Below are 20,061 nucleotides of genomic sequence, written 5' to 3' on the forward strand. Positions count from 1 at the left end.
GGATAACCAAAGGATCTTTCGGTTGAATGAGGTAATACTGCATGATTATTCAGCGCCTCCAATATCAGTTGCGGTTTTAGCGCTCAGCCAGCGAGCTAAGATAAGTTGATTAGCGAGTTCGTCTAGTGAATGACGCGAGGCTTGTGAACAAAGTTGAGATTTGAGTGTATTGACGGTCTTTTTTTCTATTTCAGTGATTTCTTGAGGCGTTTTTCCTGGCTCTTCGCAAGTGACGGCAAAATTTGCCCGCGCTAACATCCGATTAAGCTCACTGTCGCGAATACCACTAAGATCGTTCTCGCTATAAGTCCACTGTAATCGCTGCGCCATTTCACGTACCTCTTGCATAATGCGAGTCGGCATCCGGCCTTTGGCAAAGGCATCGGTGAAATCGTCAAGGGCCTTTAACGTCTCGTCATCATCCCAACGGCAACGCCATGTGATCTCATAACCAGAGCGAATCCCCAAATGTATGGCTAGTGCATTACGTGGTTTTTGCTCTTTATTGCCTTTAGCATGTTTTTCCGCATTAATGGCTCGCTGGCGCAATTGACGCATCGGTTGTACAAAATGACCAATCGCTAAACCAACGGATAAGGTTGGATAGGGCGTTTCATTCAGTTTCAACTCTTTTGCGATAACCTCCATCCTTTCTTTAAAATCATCGGATAACTGTTTAGCACACTTCATTGCTTGAGCTAACGGCACAAAGGCCAATACATCATCACCACCAGCATAGATGCCATGGCCACCGTGATCTTGTAGCGTCTTACGCACACTGGTAGCAAATTTATGCAGTGCTTTAGAAATCGCTCTCGACTGCTCTTGGTCTTTAGCCTTAGAGAGTAATTCGCCCATCCGATCGCCATCGGCTTTAAGCAAAACGCCATAAGGCACCGGGGAAGATGTAATGTCCTTGAGTTGTTGTTGCAGCTTCTCTTTCACCTCTTGATCAATATCCGCTTGTTCCAGACGGCTTAAAAAGAGGTATTCCCCATCGAAAGGAAAGTCCTGGTAAAGTCCATCATTGCCATTAACCGGAGTAACATGGCCAGATGCTAATAGCGGTTCATAAACAGAACGTAATGCTTGAAGCTGCTCTGGGTTTAAGCTTACAAGCCAGCTATGGGCAACAATGCGGCTAAAAGGGGTAAACTGCTCCAAATTACCCGCTCGGCGTTTTACCACGCCTAATGCGTCTAGCTCTTCTTCATTGGTCAGGCCCAGGTAGCGTTTTTTTCGTTTTACTTCCTGCTCACTGATTTTTAACTCTTTTTCGGCATTCCACGCGGTGAGTTTGTCAGTGACGGTATTATTGGCACCATCCAAAGTGGATTTGTGCAAGGCTCCGGCTTGGTCTTGCATGGAGCAAAAATTGCGTGTCAACTTGCGAGCGTGCAACAGTTGACCAAGGCGTGTTGAGGCATCCTGATAGCAGTGATTATCGAGCGATACCCAGGCGGAAAAGATTTCCAGCGCATCTTCTTGCTGTTGCAGCCAGCGGTTTCTGTCAATGCCTAGGTTTTGCAATTCGTCTTGGTTTAATACGTCAGTAAAAATACCCTTGAGACGAGCAAAAGCGGCCTCTTTAACCTCTTCAATCTGTTGCTTTAATTGTGTTTCAGAGTCGGCAGAGATGACCGCCCGAATCACATTGGCAATATTGGCTTTAGGCGTGTCATCCTCATCAGATTGAGGCTGTAGTTCTCTCTCTGGGTTTTCAGGGTTGGGAAATATCAAACAACCATTTTGCGTTTGATGCAGCTTAAGTGCCACGGCACGGGCCACTTCGGATAATAACCATGAGCCACACCAAAGATCCTGCGCTCGCCTGCCTGCTTCTATCAAACTTTGTACCGGGCCAATACTGATGGCCACTAAATAATCCGTCATTATTGTCCCTTCTCAAAAAAATCTAAAAATGCCGAAAGCGGATCGTTAGCTCTTATCTGACCATCCTGCTTTATCATCGGTTTGATGGTTTTTGCGAGTCTATTTCTTTCGTCTTTAGCACTGGGCCAGTGGCTTAGAGGTTGAGAGTAATTATTGCTTTTATGCTTAGGTAGTTTTTCAAGGTTTTTAATCTCTAGCTGCTGTGTTAATGCACTCTCCCATTCGGGTAAGAGCAACGCTGCTGAGAGCCATTTACCGGATTCGTCTAGATATGGACGAAGAATCAGTGGACTGGCCATTCGTTCATTATTCTTACCCAAAACACCTATTGTGTGATCTTCTGGCTCAGTCGAATCTGTAGAATCTTTAGAGTTTTGAAAGTGAAAAATAATCGGAAGCCCAAAAGCCGCACGTGGAAATAAATTGGTATTTGTACTCCTAGGTTTATGTCTTTCAGAATAGCACCCTGACAAGTTACGAATAGAATCAGCTTCTGGCCAACGACTTTGACCCACTGGTGACTTAGAATCATCAGCCTTTGGATTACGGCCAATATTTTTTTCTTGGCGAAAATCTCGTAATTTATCGCACCCTAAACGCCAACAGGCTATGGCATCATCAGATCTCGACTCAGCAAGCAGGACCAACTTTCCACCTTTATCTTCAACTTCATTAGGGTTGACAGGGGTAACTTTATTGCTTTTGTCATTAGCGGTTACTTTAATCGCTCCTAACCCGCGTCGAGTTCGCGAGCCTACACCACCAAAGCTTGCCCACCAGCGGATGGCTTTTTTTACCTCACAGATTTGTTTTTGGCTTAAAGGTTTTCTAGCATAGGTGTTAAAGCGAACCTCTAAATCAAAACGCAAACCAGGTTTCGCTATCTTGTTAGGTTCCTCTGCTATTTCCTTTCCACGATTAATTAACTTCCCTTGAGCAGAAAAAAGCGCATAAGCATGGCAAAACTGGCGATTAGGCGTAGGTACACTTTTGTATTTGCTTGGATCTGTACGATTCCGTTCGTATTCAAAAGCAGGTATTTCACCATTGAACTTAACATTGGTGATCCTAATTTCCACTCCACTGGCTATCGCACCTTTCTCACCAATGCCACCCCAAATTGCTTCTTCTTCTTTACGCATATCTTTAGGATTAGCGAACGGACCATTAGCAATCCGCCACCAAAAACGTAACTGCCCACGAATGGCACTCGCACGGATCGGCATATCTGTATCAACTTCGCCAGCAATTACACCGCCGCCATACATGGGAGTGACCAGTTGACATGAATAGCTTTCCCATTCGTCTATAACCTCACTATTTGAACCATCAAGTTTTTCTTTCAAACTTTGCAGATCAATCGTTGTATTTTGTCTTCGCATTGCATGATTCCATTCTGCTGGATTAAAAACCAAAGGTGATAATTGATATCCTTTAGGCAGCCTTATACCGAACGTAACATTGATTAATAAAATAATAGTTGTTTATCAATAAACTACATTGCATCAAAAATACCCCTCCTTATCTAGCTGCCTGAGTAATGGTTCGAGGGTTAAATTGATATTGATCTGAGGCCATTTTATGCCGTCGTTCTTGAACGGGGTACATGGACAAACTCCATATGCCGATGGATTAAAAATAAGCACAGAGTAGCACAACCAATAAGATTGGTTCATGTGTTTCGTGAGCTGCCTATGCGGCAGTGAACTTATATTGCTCAAGGTGGAAATGATTATGATGGTTTCTAAGCTGCCTGTGTGGCAGTGAACCAATACCGCCGTCCGGTAACACAGCCCAAAGCTTTCTAAGCTGCCTGTGCGGCAGTGAACAAGAAACACCCTGTTATCAGTCGTTTGATGCATTTCTAAGCTGCCTGTGCGGCAGTGAACGCAAAGCTGCCCTCCTCGTTGTATACCCCGTATTTCTAAGCTGCCTGTGCGGCAGTGAACATAAATCACCCCTGGCTGTATTGTCAGGTATTTTTCTAAGCTGCCTGTGCGGCAGTGAACCGCAACTTATCCAGATTCCGCACTTTGGATAATTTCTAAGCTGCCTGTGCGGCAGTGAACGATACCATCGGTAATGTGTTTAGTGGGTTATGTTTCTAAGCTGCCTGTGTGGCAGTGAACTCCACGTTTGCCCCTCTTGTGGTCGCGGTGAATTTCTAAGCTGCCTGTGTGGCAGTGAACGTATGGGAATTGATACCGGAAGATATTCGTAATTTCTAAGCTGCCTGTGTGGCAGTGAACGAAAATCGAGACGTTTTGCATCTTCCCGTAGCTTTCTAAGCTGCCTGTGTGGCAGTGAACAGCGCACCGCATAACTGCCGCTTTGCTTTGACTTTCTAAGCTGCCTGTGTGGCAGTGAACTAATCGTTGACCATGTCGATAAATGGCTGGCTTTTCTAAGCTGCCTGTGTGGCAGTGAACGAAATAAAAATTAGGGCCAGGGTGGTTAGCTTTTTCTAAGCTGCCTGTGTGGCAGTGAACTCCATTATAGGTAGGGACAAAGATAGCGCTATTTTCTAAGCTGCCTGTGTGGCAGTGAACAAGAGGCTGGAGTTTTCTTTTCCAATCATTGTTTTCTAAGCTGCCTGTGTGGCAGTGAACGAGCACTTATTATGCTTTGTGCTGTGGTGTCTTTTCTAAGCTGCCTGTGTGGCAGTGAACGCCGTGGCATTAGCATTTAAACGCGAAGATGCTTTCTAAGCTGCCTGTGCGGCAGTGAACATTCCGCTTGATGACCATGAAGGGCTTCACCTTTTCTAAGCTGCCTGTGCGGCAGTGAACGAAAACGGCAAACCTTTGCCGGTATCCGGAGATTTCTAAGCTGCCTGTGCGGCAGTGAACTTTGCGACGCTATGCCAACGACGCCTTCGATATTTCTAAGCTGCCTGTGCGGCAGTGAACAGAAAGGCTTTCAAAAAGCTTGTCACCTCGTATTTCTAAGCTGCCTGTGCGGCAGTGAACAAGTCGGCGTTATTCTCTGCATTCACTTCATATTTCTAAGCTGCCTGTGCGGCAGTGAACGTAATCATACTTGTTACCGCCTGCAGGGGGACTTTCTAAGCTGCCTGTGCGGCAGTGAACATGAAATTTGTCGCTACCTTGCTGACTTTGAAGTTTCTAAGCTGCCTGTGCGGCAGTGAACAAAGAGTTGGCGGCGTTATTTTCTTCCAGTCATTTCTAAGCTGCCTGTGCGGCAGTGAACATTGCAAAAACCAACATTCAACAAGGCTTTATTTTCTAAGCTGCCTGTGCGGCAGTGAACGAGATGGAAATAAATATTGATTTTGATGCACTTTTCTAAGCTGCCTGTGCGGCAGTGAACCAAAAGCTCATTTGCGCATTGATGAGGACTACTTTCTAAGCTGCCTGTGCGGCAGTGAACTCCCCCCGGTTGTAACCTACTCTTACTCTGGTTTTCTAAGCTGCCTGTGCGGCAGTGAACAAGCACATCCGTGTAATGATCCCACCTAATGATTTTCTAAGCTGCCTGTGCGGCAGTGAACAAAGTCGAAGATCCTGCCATGTCCCAACATCGTTTCTAAGCTGCCTGTGCGGCAGTGAACCTCCGCGCTATCTGTCGTCGTGATGACATGCCTTTCTAAGCTGCCTGTGCGGCAGTGAACCGACTTAAAGAGCCATCAACTTGGCGCGGCTTTTTCTAAGCTGCCTGTGCGGCAGTGAACTTCTTTGCACTGTCAGGCCTTGCTCTTACACATTTCTAAGCTGCCTGTGCGGCAGTGAACGCAGACGCCCGGTAGATGCTAAGGTGCCTGGTTTTCTAAGCTGCCTGTGCGGCAGTGAACATCTATGGAAACGTTGCTGGGCAGCGTTAACCTTTCTAAGCTGCCTGTGTGGCAGTGAACTTATGGGCGGATACACACCCGGAGTTTAAAAATTTCTAAGCTGCCTGTGTGGCAGTGAACCTACACAATAAATATAACCGATTACCGGTTAGTTTCTAAGCTGCCTGTGTGGCAGTGAACGTGTTTAGCGCCGGGTAAATGTTTGCTTCCCATTTCTAAGCTGCCTGTGTGGCAGTGAACGAGTTGTGGCCGTGTTTTTCCCCCGCACGTCCTTTCTAAGCTGCCTGTGTGGCAGTGAACCTGGGGGTGCACGTATCAACGCTGGGTTTATGTTTCTAAGCTGCCTGTGTGGCAGTTAACTATCTGACCGAACGATCCGCAATTGGGTATCTTTTCTAAGCTGCCTGTGTGGCAGTGAACGCGCTGATAGTACGAATGTGGCAAGAAATATTTTTCTAAGCTGCCTGTGTGGCAGTGAACTTCTGCGCACTCATGGCTTTGATCTGATACGTTTTCTAAGCTGCCTGTGTGGCAGTGAACAGACTACGCGAGCTTGAGCGACAGATCGAGGCTTTCTAAGCTGCCTGTGTGGCAGTGAACGCTGTGTTCCAATCGTGGCGCTGTGATATGTTTTTCTAAGCTGCCTGTGTGGCAGTGAACCTGATCGCAGAGATGCGGCAGAACCCCATTGATTTCTAAGCTGCCTGTGTGGCAGTGAACGCGTCCCGTGCTGCGGAAAGATCTTCGTCACTTTTCTAAGCTGCCTGTGTGGCAGTGAACTAAGCACAAGGGAAATAGCGCCATTGGCATGGTTTCTAAGCTGCCTGTGTGGCAGTGAACACGTCACCGGCGGAAGCCTGGGGCGCAACCAATTTCTAAGCTGCCTGTGTGGCAGTGAACTTCGCTTGACGCTACCCCACCGGACACGGGAGTTTCTAAGCTGCCTGTGTGGCAGTGAACCTTCACGGGGAGAAGGTGGAGACGTTCGGTACTTTCTAAGCTGCCTGTGTGGCAGTGAACGTGGTAGTAGCCGCGGGCCAGGTTTTGAGGCTTTTCTAAGCTGCCTGTGTGGCAGTGAACATCCTGGCCTTAATAGCGTTGATGTTTGCCATTTTCTAAGCTGCCTGTGTGGCAGTGAACAAGACCAAGGCCCAACAGCACCAAGCCCAGCATTTCTAAGCTGCCTGTGTGGCAGTGAACAATGACCCGCGCCGCCTGGATAAGTTCGGCGGTTTCTAAGCTGCCTGTGTGGCAGTGAACCCTAGCCCAAGGGCCCATAGATGCTCACACGTTTTCTAAGCTGCCTGTGTGGCAGTGAACTAAGCCCAAAGGACCATGCTTGCCCTCGTCACTTTCTAAGCTGCCTGTGTGGCAGTGAACGCCGCAGTTGTGCGGCTCTCGTGTATCCGCCGTTTCTAAGCTGCCTGTGTGGCAGTGAACTCCGCGAATTCGTCAATGCCGCCACCGGTCCATTTCTAAGCTGCCTGTGTGGCAGTGAACTCCGTGCCGACGGCGATGCGTTCGGTGGCGCATTTCTAAGCTGCCTGTGTGGCAGTGAACAAAGCGTAATCGTCCACCTTAGCGCCTGTTTTTTTCTAAGCTGCCTGTGTGGCAGTGAACCAACTTATGGCGCAAAGGCTCGGCATATCGTTTTTCTAAGCTGCCTGTGTGGCAGTGAACTGCTTAACTTCAAATCGTCGTTTGAATTAGTATTTCTAAGCTGCCTGTGTGGCAGTGAACTCAAAGCGGGCGACGGAATCAAAGCGGGCGACTTTCTAAGCTGCCTGTGTGGCAGTGAACATAACCTGCATGACTATCAGATTATTTTAAATTTTCTAAGCTGCCTGTGTGGCAGTGAACTTTTATCTCCTGGGGCAAATGGCTTGCGTTGCTTTCTAAGCTGCCTGTGTGGCAGTGAACATGACCCGCGATGAAAGTTTTACGACATTATCTTTCTAAGCTGCCTGTGTGGCAGTGAACCCGCTATATATCGCCGGTAGCAACTGATTAATTTTCTAAGCTGCCTGTGTGGCAGTGAACGAATTTTAAAACAAAAGCCGGCGCAATTCGTTTTTCTAAGCTGCCTGTGTGGCAGTGAACCACTACTATAAAGCCGAGTAGTTTACTGTAAATTTCTAAGCTGCCTGTGTGGCAGTGAACTGCCGGTATTAGAACAAGCGATATTAGAATCATTTCTAAGCTGCCTGTGTGGCAGTGAACTGGCAAGAGCAAGGGCACCACGTCCGGCGCTTTTTCTAAGCTGCCTGTGTGGCAGTGAACTTTGCGCGTGGCTGAAAGATAAGGGCATCGGATTTCTAAGCTGCCTGTGTGGCAGTGAACCCGCCGCAGCGGTGATTGGCTCTCGTTATGCTTTTCTAAGCTGCCTGTGTGGCAGTGAACATTATGTCAAATACAGCGAATTGGTCATATACTTTCTAAGCTGCCTGTGTGGCAGTGAACACCATGATTTTTTCGGGCAACTCAATCTCAGTTTTCTAAGCTGCCTGTGTGGCAGTGAACTCAAGCGCAAGAAAATCGGCCTGTGGCTTAGTTTTCTAAGCTGCCTGTGTGGCAGTGAACATGAGCCCGATCAACTGTACTATTTCCAACGTTTTCTAAGCTGCCTGTGTGGCAGTGAACGCATCTCTCAATCTCCAAATTAACGCCCGAAGTTTCTAAGCTGCCTGTGTGGCAGTGAACAGATGCAAACAGAAAAATATACCGATCAGCACTTTCTAAGCTGCCTGTGTGGCAGTGAACAACCGTGTTGATCGGCTTTCCGCTGATGGCCTTTTCTAAGCTGCCTGTGTGGCAGTGAACAGGTTTCAAAAGAAAACGGACTTACTAATCCGTTTCTAAGCTGCCTGTGTGGCAGTGAACTAATCTCTCCGCACTTAAAACATTTTTTCATTGTTTCTAAGCTGCCTGTGTGGCAGTGAACGGCGTGAGAAGCCAGAGGAAAATATGGGTGAATTTCTAAGCTGCCTGTGTGGCAGTGAACGAAATGAAAATCAACAAATCAGCATTGCGCGATTTCTAAGCTGCCTGTGTGGCAGTGAACCTGATAACCGGGTTTTGGATTCTTCTTCCACCTTTCTAAGCTGCCTGTGTGGCAGTGAACGAAGTTAATGCTGTACAGCCCCTATTCGAGGCTTTCTAAGCTGCCTGTGTGGCAGTGAACGATTCCTGACAACCACTGCCTATGGCTTTACTTTTCTAAGCTGCCTGTGTGGCAGTGAACTTTATTAAAACTCCGAGATTGGGGTTGAGTCTTTTCTAAGCTGCCTGTGTGGCAGTGAACGAATCGAAAACGATTACGAACCCATTAGCGACTTTCTAAGCTGCCTGTGTGGCAGTGAACGAGTACGAACATTTACCGGAACGTTTACAGGCTTTCTAAGCTGCCTGTGTGGCAGTGAACATGAAGGTGAATCCGGGGTTTGCCCTGAGTGCTTTCTAAGCTGCCTGTGTGGCAGTGAACCCACAACCCCATTAACTTTGCGAAAGCACGTATTTCTAAGCTGCCTGTGTGGCAGTGAACAATAGAATAAATCAATAAAAATAAGTTACAACAGGCGGTTAGGATAAAAATCGTCTTTTTACCTTGTTAAAAACCACCCATTGCAACCCATTGTATTTAAATCATATTTTTAAAGAGCAAAAATAAAGGGTTAAAACTTACCCTTTATAGCTGAGTTTAAAAGTGCGGTACGGTGGCAAATGCTGACTTACCATTCGCTTTGGCACTTAAGCCATAGCAATCGAACTGCCCATCCAACAATGCGCTTTGCGGATGCATTTCAATAAACAGCGGGAATTTGCTGTTTTTATCTGGCGAGCGCTGCTTGGTTTGCTGGCTGTGCAAGTAAATAAATGGCAAACGACATAGCTCTGTCGGTTTGCTTTTTTCAAGCTCAATTACGCATTCCGCTAGTGGTTTACCTGATTTGGCTGCCCATAATGCCGCTTTTTGCTGCATATCGCGTTCAATCCGCTCTGGCGATTTCACCTGTTTGCGCACAAAGCCCACATAGGTGACCTCACTGGGTACGGGTTTGATCCCTTTAACATGCACATAGTCATCCAACCGACTCAGCCATTGGTGAATGGCTAACTTTTCCAGTGCGGCTTGATCCTTGGCAAACAGCCGCAGCTTACTGCCGAGCGGAAACTGCGCTTGGCAATAATCAGGAAAACCCACAGCAACGGCAGACTGATTCACATCCACTTTGTGCTCAACCAGGGCAATGTGCACCTGTTGAAAAACATTTTGCCAAAGAAAGCCAAGCGAGATATCAGCATCCGGCAGTAAAGTGATTTCTTGGTAGTAGTTCATCACCGCCACCTATTTGTCACTTTCGCCAAATACACCACCACGCACTAACACAGCCATCACGTAATGCTCATCTTCTTCACGAGGTAAGGTTTCACCACGCGCCCACTTATCAAAGAAGGTGTAAAAATCCTGCTTGTCTTTCGGAGTACGGAACGCTTTCCCTAAATTGGTCACCGCGCCATAAGGCTCAATGGCAATCGCCCCTGCACTTTGCTCTGCTAGAGCATATTCAGGGTACCAAGTATCAATGGAACGCAGCGCGTTACCGATTTTTTGTGAGTGCATCGCCGCATGGTCATGAACAGCATAGAGAATTTTACTTTTCTTAGTTTTGCTATTGCCTTTATCCAGCACTAACTCTTCGCTCGGATAGACTTCTTGTGCTTTGCCAATTTTAGCGTAGCAATCAATTTGTAGCATCAGGTGATCAGATTCACTGGCCAGCGCCTTAGCAATGCGATCCGCCAAGCTATTGATCAGCGCATCATTATGATCAAAGTGACGTGTACTGAACTGTTTGGCATCAAACGTCCACGTTTGCTCCGCCCCTTTGTTGAGTGCTTTGACTTGCACTTCAATTTCCTCTGCACCAACTCGGTTACGCCATAAAAAACGTGCATTGGCAAGGTTGGTGGCGTAACGCTTCGCCAATTCAGAACAGCCATGTTTGGCAATGTACTGCTCAACGGCGGCACTATAGCTCTGTTTAAACAGCGCATTATTGCAAGCAGATGGTTGAGCTAAGCCACCTAAAATTTTCAGCGTGAAACGCAGTTTAAGGGTATCTTGATCTTGCCCCAGCGCACAGGCATCTACTCGCTGTAAGTTCGCCTTTTCGACTTCGGCATTTAGCTTAAGTGGGTCATTTTGTACTGCCGCTTTTAAACGATTAGAAATAGTGCCACGTACTGATTTCTCTTGCAGTGCTAGCGGGGTCGCTTGTTCTTTCGTCTCCCAGTTTGTGCCAAATAGGTAGCCATCCGATGTGACTAGTTTTTTTTCAAATGCCAATACAGATGCAGTGTCGTTATTTTTAGCCATGAGGTTGTTCCTTATTGATATTCGTTGATAGCGTTAACTTGCTGACAAAGGTAAAGATCGTTTTCTAAATCGGGGTGGTAATGCCAAAGTACGTCGTCGAGATGCTGAATTTTGTGTGTCATAACAAATTCACCGAGTGTGACCACGCTTTCGGCGAAGCGATGCGGCACAGAAGGATCACGCTGATTTTTCGCCTCACCTAATGGCGAAATGCCCTGAAAACCGGTTGCGATCGGCACAATCCAACCACTGGTTTTGCGCTGGCTACGCCAGACCACGCTCTCATCTTCAATTTGCTCACAACTGTGGTTAACGGTGAGATAACCAAGGAGTGCATCTAACGCATCAGCGCCTTGCTGCATCGCCTCAATCATTAAATCGCGTCGTTCGATCAACACATAGCCAGGCATTAATTTACGCAGCAATGCTCTGGTTTCTTGCGGGTTATCAATATCGACGGATTGATTAAAGGGTCGATCCATGCTCAGTACATCGCCCCCCGCCACTTTCATGGTGGCGATCACCGTTTGCAGTTGTTCTGCAAAATCTGCGTGCTGCACTTGAGCCTCATTGCCACTCCACTCAATCACTAATGAGATATCTAAGTGACAACGCGCTTCTTCAATAAATGCCGAGCGTGAACCATCCTTATCGAGTGGGTTCCCTGTCCCAATAATCGAATGGACAAAGTCACCCTCACCTTTGTGAGTTTGCATATCACAGCGGTGGCTGACGACGGCTGCGCTTTCTAGCATTAATTCTGGCAAACCTGTCTGATTCAATTTGCGCTCTAGAGCATGGACAAAGCCTAACCATGCGGTCATTGCCGGAAAGCCAATGGTAAAAGGGCTTGAGAGTGCATTAGCGTTGTGAATGTTAATATGCCGTAAAATCAACACATTCATCGCAAGTTCTCCTTATTGCTGGCAACGACTTTCTCTATTGCCAGCAGTTCTTGGTCTGCCAGCACCACAGGGTTGGTGATAACTTTGCTGCGGCTGTAGTGGTTTCTTAAGCTACGCGCAATGTGGAAGGTAATGTTGTTTAACCACTCATCCTCTTGCTCTCGCTGCTGCTCAAACTCAGGGTACAGCCAGATTCTTTGCTCCAATGGCAATTCGTTTGGCAATTCACCTTGGTACTCGGCAAGAAGCAGACGCACTTGCCACATTTTTTCAACCACCAGATCAATATATTGCTGAATGCGGTAATCGCGTCCATCACGGATATTGATGTTGTTGTAGTCAGTGTTATAGAGCCGATGCAATGCCTCCAATACCTCTTTAGCTTGCCAAGGAGTAAAACAGTCTTTGAAAAAATCGGTTTTCGGTAGCCGAATCTCTCTGGGTTTTAGATCCGGCGGAATAGATGCAAGTAGATGCGCTTTTCCGGCATTTTGGTTGTTGAGTACGCTAATGTTTTGAGGTTTTGTACCACCGAATCCTATGGTGGTTAGACCAAATATTTCTTGGTAACCAGCCGGATAAAATTGATTGGATTTTTTACACTCTCTCGCCTCTTTCACTTCTTCACCAAATCGAAGTGCATCAAGTCGTTTGCGCAATTCGAAAAGATGACCGGAATGAGTCAATAACGACAACAAGTGATATTCACCATCGGCTATCGGAAAATAGATTTGCTTAATCTTCGAGCTTGATACCGAGACTTGATCGGTACCGACCATTTTTAAAAAACCGTCGCGTAGAGTCTGGTAATCACAGGCGGGCACATTCAGCAACTGACACGATAACTCACTCTCCTGCTCAATATGGACGAGCAAAGAACGTTTATCACTCATTTCCAAGTTCAGGAACTTGTACACATCTAACGCAGCTGCGTTACCAAGTGCATCGGGCTCTACACTCACATTGCCAGAGCGAAGAAAACCATCGGTTCGCGGTTTGTTCTTGGCAATAATCGAGGAAACATAACCATTTTTATTTTTCCGAGCACTCGGGTGGCTGAATGTGCAGGGATGTGAGGCCACTGAGATTTGCCCTGCCCTTTTGGCTGCATCGGGGAGCCAATTGGCTAACAAAAAGTTCTGCTCACACTCCTGTTGTTTTTCATGCACTTCTGACTCTTGCATCTCTGCACTGACGTTTTTCTTAAGCCAAGCTTCTTTGCGCTCAGCAAAAAAGGCGGCTATTGCTGGATCTAACACGCTAATCTCCTCCATTATTTGACCTTAACCAACCCTAGCTGGTCGTTGTAACTGTATTGCTGACTTCCTTCACGGTAGATAAAACTAATTTCTCCGTATCGCACTGAAGTCGCAAACTCCTCTTCGGCACTTGGACTGTATTGACTAACTAGTTCGCTGTAATCTCGTTGTAACCAGAGTTTCTGCTGTTGCTCCGGCACAAGCGGCTGATGCTGAATCTTCAACGTGAGCTCAATCGGGCATAAACCGCCCTGCTCTTCACGCAGACAAAACTCGATACTGCGTGTTTTTTTGACTAAGTAGATCTGCACCGTTGGTTCACTTTTCCGAAAGCGTTTGAAGTATTGCGGCAATGCAGTGAGCCACCAGTAACCATGAATATGGCCGTGTAAATGCTCACACCAATAACGTTGAGGTTGGCTATCACGGCGGTTGCGGCTATATCTATCTTGGCGGCTAACAGTGCTTACCTCTGGTTTGCCAATTTGATCGGTCCCGAGTGTTTTTGCGGTGGCAAAGTGCTCTAAATCCGCCAAGTTTTTTTGTGGTTCTAAAGTCGCTCGCTTTTGAATGCGAGCAATGGCATTGACCGATTGCAACAGTGGTTTCTCATCGACCAACTGGGTTAAATCATGGGTGACTAGCTGGGTTGTTCGGTCTGTTTCATAGCCAGGGTGGTTAAATACTCGCTCTTCTTCCCCTTTAAAGCCTTTGACGTTGTACTGCATTAACCCAATGTTGGGCGCAATAATCTCCCCGTCACGATGCCTGCGCACACGGCCTGCCATCTGGATAATTGATCGGAAAGAAGAAGGCTCAATCACTGCCCAATCAAAGTCATGGTCGCGCCCCACTTCTTCCACAGGCGTCGCCACCAGTATAAAAATCAGATTTTTTGCACCACAGGCATCCAAATGGCCGCGAATAGTAGGATGGGCAAAGGCAACGGGTAATTCCCCCACTTTTTCTTTGCGCTTGAGAACCTCGTCAAGGTGCTTTTCTTGCTCATGGCGCAGCAACAGCACTTGCTGGCTGTGATAAGCCATACAACGAACTTCAATATCTTGTGGCCAATCACAACCGAGTAAATACTTGGTTAATTCGACGCAAGGCTGAATGTTGGCCACCCGTACCACACCAAAAGAAACCTGAGTTTGGCTTTCGGGATCTAACGTGAAATGATTCTGGTGCTTATCCAAAACCGCTTGTTTTACCGTTTCAAAATACTGCTTCTCAAGTGGCAAATCTGACTGTTTGAGGCAGGGAATAATCTCGGCTTTGCGTTTGGCGGTTTGCTGCTTGAGTTTCTCGACTCGCTTACTAATAAAGCCTTGTTGAAAAGCCTGGTAGGTTTCTAAGTCACTATCGCTGCTGCCCACCAACTCGGTATGCGTAGCAAACTCATCGATATAAACACAATTAATGCTGCTGGCTCGGTCGCGACTGGCCGCAAACACCGCCCAGCCCTGCCGATAAGCATTGTACAAACCTAGCGCCAAATCAGGCGGAATGGTTGCAGAGGAAATCATTACTTTGCGGCCAAGCATCGCCGCTAAGTGGACTAAGCGACCAATCGCGATCAGATCGTCGCCCGTAAAGTCGTCGATTTCATCAATTACCAAGTCCGACGACATTAAACGCAAGCAAGGCAGAATATAACGCCCACCCCGTTTGGTTTCGGTAGCAGCCATAATGTGATCAATGGTGCAAGCCAGTACTGGCGCATACAGCAGTTTCCGATCTTTCTCTTTGGTTAAAACAGTGGTGAGCTCTTCTTCAGGTAATGCACCTTGCCAATGCAGTTCATCTGTCTCTTCTTGCAAACTTTCCATCGACTCGGAGCCAAGCTCCGCTTGATTCAGTTCGATTTCCTCTTTATCAACTTGTTTACCCGTTTGATGTAATTCATAAATCGCTTTAGAACCGATTAGCACAGCCAAGTCGCAGTCTTGCAGTTTAAGTCGGTCTTTATATTCATCTCCGGTTTGCAAAGTCAGGGTGCGCAACCCAAGCGCGAGAATAAAACGCAGACTTTCGCGATCCTCGGACAATGCTTGCATAATTTTGGCGTTAGCCATGGTTTTCCCGCAGCCTGTACTTGCCATGTTGACGACAAAATAGCCTTGGCTTTTATCTTCGGTATGCTCACGCCACTCGATAATTTTACGCACTGCTTTGTCTTGCCAAAGAAACGCTTTGGGGGTGTTGGCCTTCGGTGCCAGCTCATTGAGTTCGATCGCTTTAAATGGCTCAGATTCAAAAAACGGCAGCAATTTCACCGTATTTACCGTCACTTTGGCGACATTGACTAAGTGTTCATCCAGCTTTTGTTTCCGTTTTTTAGTGCTGGGATAGGTATTCGCGTATAACTCACTGGCACTGTGCCACTGTGGATCATTGTCTTTTGAAGAGTAATAGTGATCGCCAAGCATCAAGCACAACCGAGCATGGTGCAAAATCACGCGCCAACTGCCGTCATTCATGGCATGGTCTAACAAAGGCAGGTGATGCAATAAATCTTTCGCACGGCGTTTAAGTTCAGTAAGCCAAGTTGGGGAGTTAGAAAGTAGCCCCAACGGAAATTCAAAGCACTTGGGGAGCAGCCTGTTGTATTCATCGAAGCGGTTTTCATAACCCCAAGCTGGGGTTATTTTTGCCAGTAAGTCGGCAAACGAAGCGTTACTCTTCTCACGCTGTTGAAAACACAGCTCTTGTTCTTTAGGTAGAGGTAGTCGGTGGTGAGAGACAATCAGCCAAGCAATCACCGCTGCTGCGGAGGGTAATTCGGCAAGCGCTTTCTCTCTTAGTAAAGAGAGGGGGTTAAAACTCGACTCCTCAATGCCTTGGTTAATCAGTGAATTCAACCAAACTTGGTCATGATTTTCGTTAGTGTGATTCGTCACAAACTGATGAAACAGCAAGCAAGATACCCACTCATGCCGCAGAGGATCGCCTTTATGCTTGGTTTTAATTTCTGGGTCTAATTTTTCCTGAAACAGTAAAGAAGCTTTACCCCAATCGTGTAGCAAAGCGGCCATGGCCGCGAGCGCTTTAATCAGTGGTAAATATTTCCAGTCACTTTCATATTCGCTGTTGAGCAAATCTTTCTCCGTGCTATTTACCGGCACCACACCCTCCGCATTAAATTTTCGCTTATTACCCACCACCCATAAAAACTGGCTGCGGGAGCGCGAGCGGATCCAGTGGCAACTAACGGCGGTGCTGCGGCTAGCGGTTTGGCGCAGCATTTTCTTCACTGTCAGCAGCCCTTCTTCGGTGATCAGGGTTTGCCAGGTGTTATCGCCAATCCGGTTGGCAAACGCATCCAACACACGGCGGGTTTTCTTCAGTGCGTTTTTTTCACACTGAGAGATGAAAGTGACCATCATAACGGGCTTACCTCGCACTCTTGCTCGCTTTGGCCTTGCAGCGCGACGCGTTTCACCGTGTCAAACATAAAATCCAGCGCTTTGTGTTCGATAAAGGCTTGTAGGATTTGTTGGCGAAACTCTTGTTCGCTGGCGTTTTCTTTGGCACAAACAAATGCCCACGGCAGCACGATGGCATCTTTGATTAAGTCAGCCACATCAAATACCAAAGCGCCACGGCGGGTTTTACCATGCATCACCGCAAAGCCATGGGGAATGCCCAGCACCCACAAACAGCTTGCCGCTAGGCCATAGGCTAAGTAGTTACCGTGGTTCAAAAAGTCGTTGGCTTTATCGGTGGATTTTTTGTCGGGTTGATGCTGGCGAGAAAAGCCCTCTTTACCTGTGTTGTTGGCCGCGTATTTGTATAACGCTTTGGTCAGTTGCGCTTCTGTAAGCAGTAAATCGGCAGGTTTGCTGGCAGCATCGGTGCGTTGGTGGAAGGTATCTAGCGATTTTTGGATCACCTCATCCTGAATATTGAACTTTTCTACAGCCAGCTCACGATCCGAGCGCCACACTTGTTGAAGATACTCTATCCGCGCGTTTTGAAATTGCTTAGCGGCGGCTAAGCGTTTTTCATCATCAAACCAAAAAGAGAGCCAGCCTTGCAGGTATTCGGTGGGGCGATATTCGCTTTGCGGCGTGAACCATTCCACTTCGGTCGCCATGTGCAGTGGTGTTCCGCCACCGCCGCAAAAACCCACCAACACCCCCGCGTGCGAGAGCATGCGCATCGCGGCTTGAGTGATCGAGGTGCCATTGCCCAGCATCAGCACGGTGGTATTGGCAATCGGAATATTGAAGTAGAGGTTTTCTTTGTCGGCTTCGGTTAAATACAGTACACGGCCATCTTTTTGCATCACGCGGCAATACTCCAAGTAATACATATTGGCGCGCTTTGAGTGCAGGATCACTTTGAGGTCTGAGGGGGATAAATCGTCCATTGATTGCTCCGTGCTTAGTGGTTATCCGTCTACTTTATGTACTTGTACCCAAAGCTCAATGCTGCACATTTATTCAGGTAAAGTGACTTTACCTCAACGCGGCTTATCTTTGCGTTAGCGCTCAAATAACCAGGGTTTGATGTCACGTGGGTTGACCAAAATCAGTTGCTGCGCTTCTGGAGTCCCTTCAAGATATTGGGTTTTGACTTGCATCTCTTTCAGTAGGTAATCGACTAATGCAGCACGGGTGGTAATGTGCAGTTGCCCGTTTTCCATTTGGTAGTCATGGACAATCACTTCCCTTTGCGCCTCACTCAAGCGAGGGTCGGGGGCAAAGATCAAATCAACCTGCGTATGCCAAACCCGATCATCGTCTTTAGTGTTCCCGGAAGCATCAAGCAATTCAGCGTCTCCACGACAACGGCTCAGCACCAAATCTCGGTAGTCCTGCGATTTTTCGCAGTAACCCCGTACATGCCAACGTAAGCCGGTTTTAACAACCGTATGCGGGTGAAAAATTCGCCCTTGCCACTCGGGATTAGAGAGTGAGACATACCCCAGTTCAACGCGTTTCTGCTGACGAATCGCTTCGGTTAAAGTGGCAACCACTTGTGGAGCAACATAACGCTGTGGGACGAAGCACTGTTCACCTAATACAGCGTTGAGTGATGGCTGAGGCGCATAGAATTGACCTGTGCTCAACCACTGCAAGTAGTGCTCTAGTGAATGCTTCGGGGCTTGGGAGAGATATTGCGCGGTAAATTGATAGGGTCCTGAGGCCATCTTATTTAAGCGTTCAGGATAACGCTCTTGGTAAACTCGAATATCCTGATAGGCCTGTTGACGAGTAATGGCAAACTGATCAACGAGATCCTTGTTGCGGATATAGCCTTGCCACAAGGCAAGCATTTCTAAGAATAGATGCCGTTCTTGAAGGGTGTGCATAGCCAAACTCAATCTGCCTATGGATTAAATATGAGCACAGAGTAGCATAATCAATAAGATTGGCTCATGTATTTCTAAGCTGCCTGTACGGCAGTGAACCCTGTCGCGCCCTGCTTCTGCTCATCCCTGTTGGCCTAACACACACGTCACCCTGCAATTTTAGATTGTAGAAGACACGACAAGATTCAGGCGTAGATTTGCCCAGCATAGGGATGCGATGTATTACTGGAAACGCGGGTTTAGGCGGTAGCCCTGCGGGCAAGTGGCGCGGCACTTGCCCGTGGGTATTATTGTGGCGAATTGTTTACTGTGGCGATTTGTTTATTGTGGTGAATTGTCTTCTGGCACTTTACGTGTCTTTAGTTTGAAACCAATCCAAAATACCAGTGCTACGCAGAGAATAGAGGGGATAAAGTTGGAACCTATCTGTGGAAATTGCACACGTATCATGGTGCTGTAGCCGAAAATACCTAACAGAAAACAAGCGGCAGCCAGTTTGGGCATTCCCTCCAACATCGGCTGGTTCAGATAGCGCTGATGCAGGCAATACACCGCCAGCACTAACGCAATCAATGGGAAGAGAGAAAACGGCACCACCGAACTAAATAGTGCAGCAAAAGAGCCGTTCATCGACAAACCAGTAATTAAAGCCAGCAATAATGTGCCATTCTCACAGTTTGGTTTTTCCATCGTTTTCACCTTGTTAATCTTGGGATACAGAGACTTTTTCCTGTTCGCGGCGATTCCAGTAACAGGCGCCTTTTGAAATCATCCGCAATTGCAACACTAATCGTTCTTCAAGCTGACGCCGTTGGCCACTATCAATATCCAACGCTTCCGCACCGGCACTGAACACAATGGTAACCATCGCTTCTGCCTGTGCTTCGGTAAAACTACGGGGCATATGGTTTTCCAGCTCAAGGTAATCGGCCAGTTCAGCAATAAAATGTTGAATTTCTCGTGCCACCGCAGCACGGAATGCCGCCGATGTCCCCGAGCGCTCACGCAGCAATAGTCGGAATGCATTAGGATTATTGCCAATAAATTCCATAAAAGTAGACACCGAGGTGCGGATAACGCTGCCACCTTTGGCAATACGCTGGCGTGCCTGGCGCATTAACTGGCGCAGCATCAGGCCGCTTTCATCCACCATGGTCAGCCCCAGCTCATCCACATCACGAAAATGGCGATAAAACGAGGTGGGGGCAATACCCGCCTCTCGTGAGACCTCGCGCAGGCTTAGACTAGCAAAACTACGTTCGGCACTGAGCTGGCTAAAGGCAGCCTCGATGAGCGACCGACGCGTCCGTTCTTTTTGTTGTGCTCTGATGCCTATATGCATATCCGAATACTTCCATTCTCTAAATCTCACCCTGCTGAACTGGCAATATAGCAAATTTATCATCGGCGCATTTAACAAACGCGCTTTATGCCCGCTAGATCCCAAGTTGCAACCTGCACTCAATCTGAATCAACTTGGGGATAGCCGCTCACAA

11 protein-coding genes and 1 CRISPR repeat array are annotated in these 20,061 nt (G+C 47.4%); all 11 genes read right to left on the minus strand.

The features are described 5' to 3' along the window. Window positions 1–45: 45 nt before the first annotated feature. The 11 genes from cas10 to fabR all read right to left on the minus strand — a co-directional run bounded on the left by cas10 (window position 46) and on the right by fabR (window position 19,901). Window positions 46–1,893, minus strand: a complete 1,848-nt coding sequence (gene cas10 / locus AC2A06_RS13185) for a type III-B CRISPR-associated protein Cas10/Cmr2 (protein ID WP_484380588.1) — start codon at window positions 1,891–1,893, stop codon at window positions 46–48. After that, entirely contained in the window at window positions 1,893–3,275 is a 1,383-nt protein-coding gene (gene cmr1 / locus AC2A06_RS13190) for a type III-B CRISPR module RAMP protein Cmr1 (RefSeq protein ID WP_484380589.1), read from the minus strand. The genes cas10 and cmr1 overlap by 1 nt, the downstream gene beginning before the upstream one ends. A 298-nt stretch (window positions 3,276–3,573) precedes the next feature. Further along, window positions 3,574–9,245: direct repeats of the CRISPR family, unit length 28 nt; unit sequence TTTCTAAGCTGCCTGTGTGGCAGTGAAC. A gap of 156 nt (window positions 9,246–9,401) precedes the next feature. Next, window positions 9,402–10,040 carry a type I-F CRISPR-associated endoribonuclease Cas6/Csy4 gene (cas6f, locus tag AC2A06_RS13195; protein ID WP_484380590.1) on the minus strand — a complete coding sequence of 213 codons (639 nt, stop codon included), beginning with the start codon at window positions 10,038–10,040 and terminating at the stop codon, window positions 9,402–9,404. Window positions 10,041–10,049: 9 nt separating this feature from the next. Then, window positions 10,050–11,081, minus strand: a complete 1,032-nt coding sequence (csy3, locus tag AC2A06_RS13200) for a type I-F CRISPR-associated protein Csy3 (RefSeq protein WP_484380591.1) — start codon at window positions 11,079–11,081, stop codon at window positions 10,050–10,052. Between the two features lie 11 nt (window positions 11,082–11,092). Further along, complete coding sequence (gene csy2, locus AC2A06_RS13205; RefSeq protein WP_484380592.1) at window positions 11,093–11,986, minus strand: type I-F CRISPR-associated protein Csy2; 894 nt, start codon at window positions 11,984–11,986, stop codon at window positions 11,093–11,095. Further along, window positions 11,983–13,245 carry a type I-F CRISPR-associated protein Csy1 gene (locus AC2A06_RS13210; protein WP_484380593.1) on the minus strand — a complete coding sequence of 421 codons (1,263 nt, stop codon included), beginning with the start codon at window positions 13,243–13,245 and terminating at the stop codon, window positions 11,983–11,985. Before AC2A06_RS13210 ends, csy2 begins: the two co-directional genes overlap by 4 nt. Before the next feature lie 14 nt (window positions 13,246–13,259). After that, a complete protein-coding gene (gene cas3f, locus AC2A06_RS13215) occupies window positions 13,260–16,634 on the minus strand; it encodes a type I-F CRISPR-associated helicase Cas3f (protein ID WP_484380594.1) in 3,375 nt (1,124 codons plus the stop codon). After that, a complete protein-coding gene (gene cas1f / locus AC2A06_RS13220) occupies window positions 16,631–17,620 on the minus strand; it encodes a type I-F CRISPR-associated endonuclease Cas1f (protein ID WP_484380595.1) in 990 nt (329 codons plus the stop codon). Before cas1f ends, cas3f begins: the two co-directional genes overlap by 4 nt. A 114-nt stretch (window positions 17,621–17,734) precedes the next feature. Beyond that, on the minus strand, window positions 17,735–18,565 hold the full coding sequence (locus tag AC2A06_RS13225) for a BrxR family transcriptional regulator (RefSeq protein ID WP_484380596.1): 831 nt from the start codon (window positions 18,563–18,565) through the stop codon (window positions 17,735–17,737). 321 nt (window positions 18,566–18,886) lie between these two features. Beyond that, the gene (locus AC2A06_RS13230; protein ID WP_023490864.1) at window positions 18,887–19,255 is read right to left on the minus strand and encodes a YijD family membrane protein; all 369 of its coding nucleotides are present in this window, start codon (window positions 19,253–19,255) and stop codon (window positions 18,887–18,889) included. Window positions 19,256–19,268: 13 nt separating this feature from the next. Next, window positions 19,269–19,901: an HTH-type transcriptional repressor FabR gene (gene fabR, locus AC2A06_RS13235; RefSeq protein WP_037386761.1), complete on the minus strand. Its 633-nt coding sequence runs from the start codon at window positions 19,899–19,901 to the stop codon at window positions 19,269–19,271. Window positions 19,902–20,061 lie beyond the last annotated feature (160 nt).

The sequence above is a fragment of the Serratia sp. HNCC26DJ244 genome, from assembly GCF_057180565.1.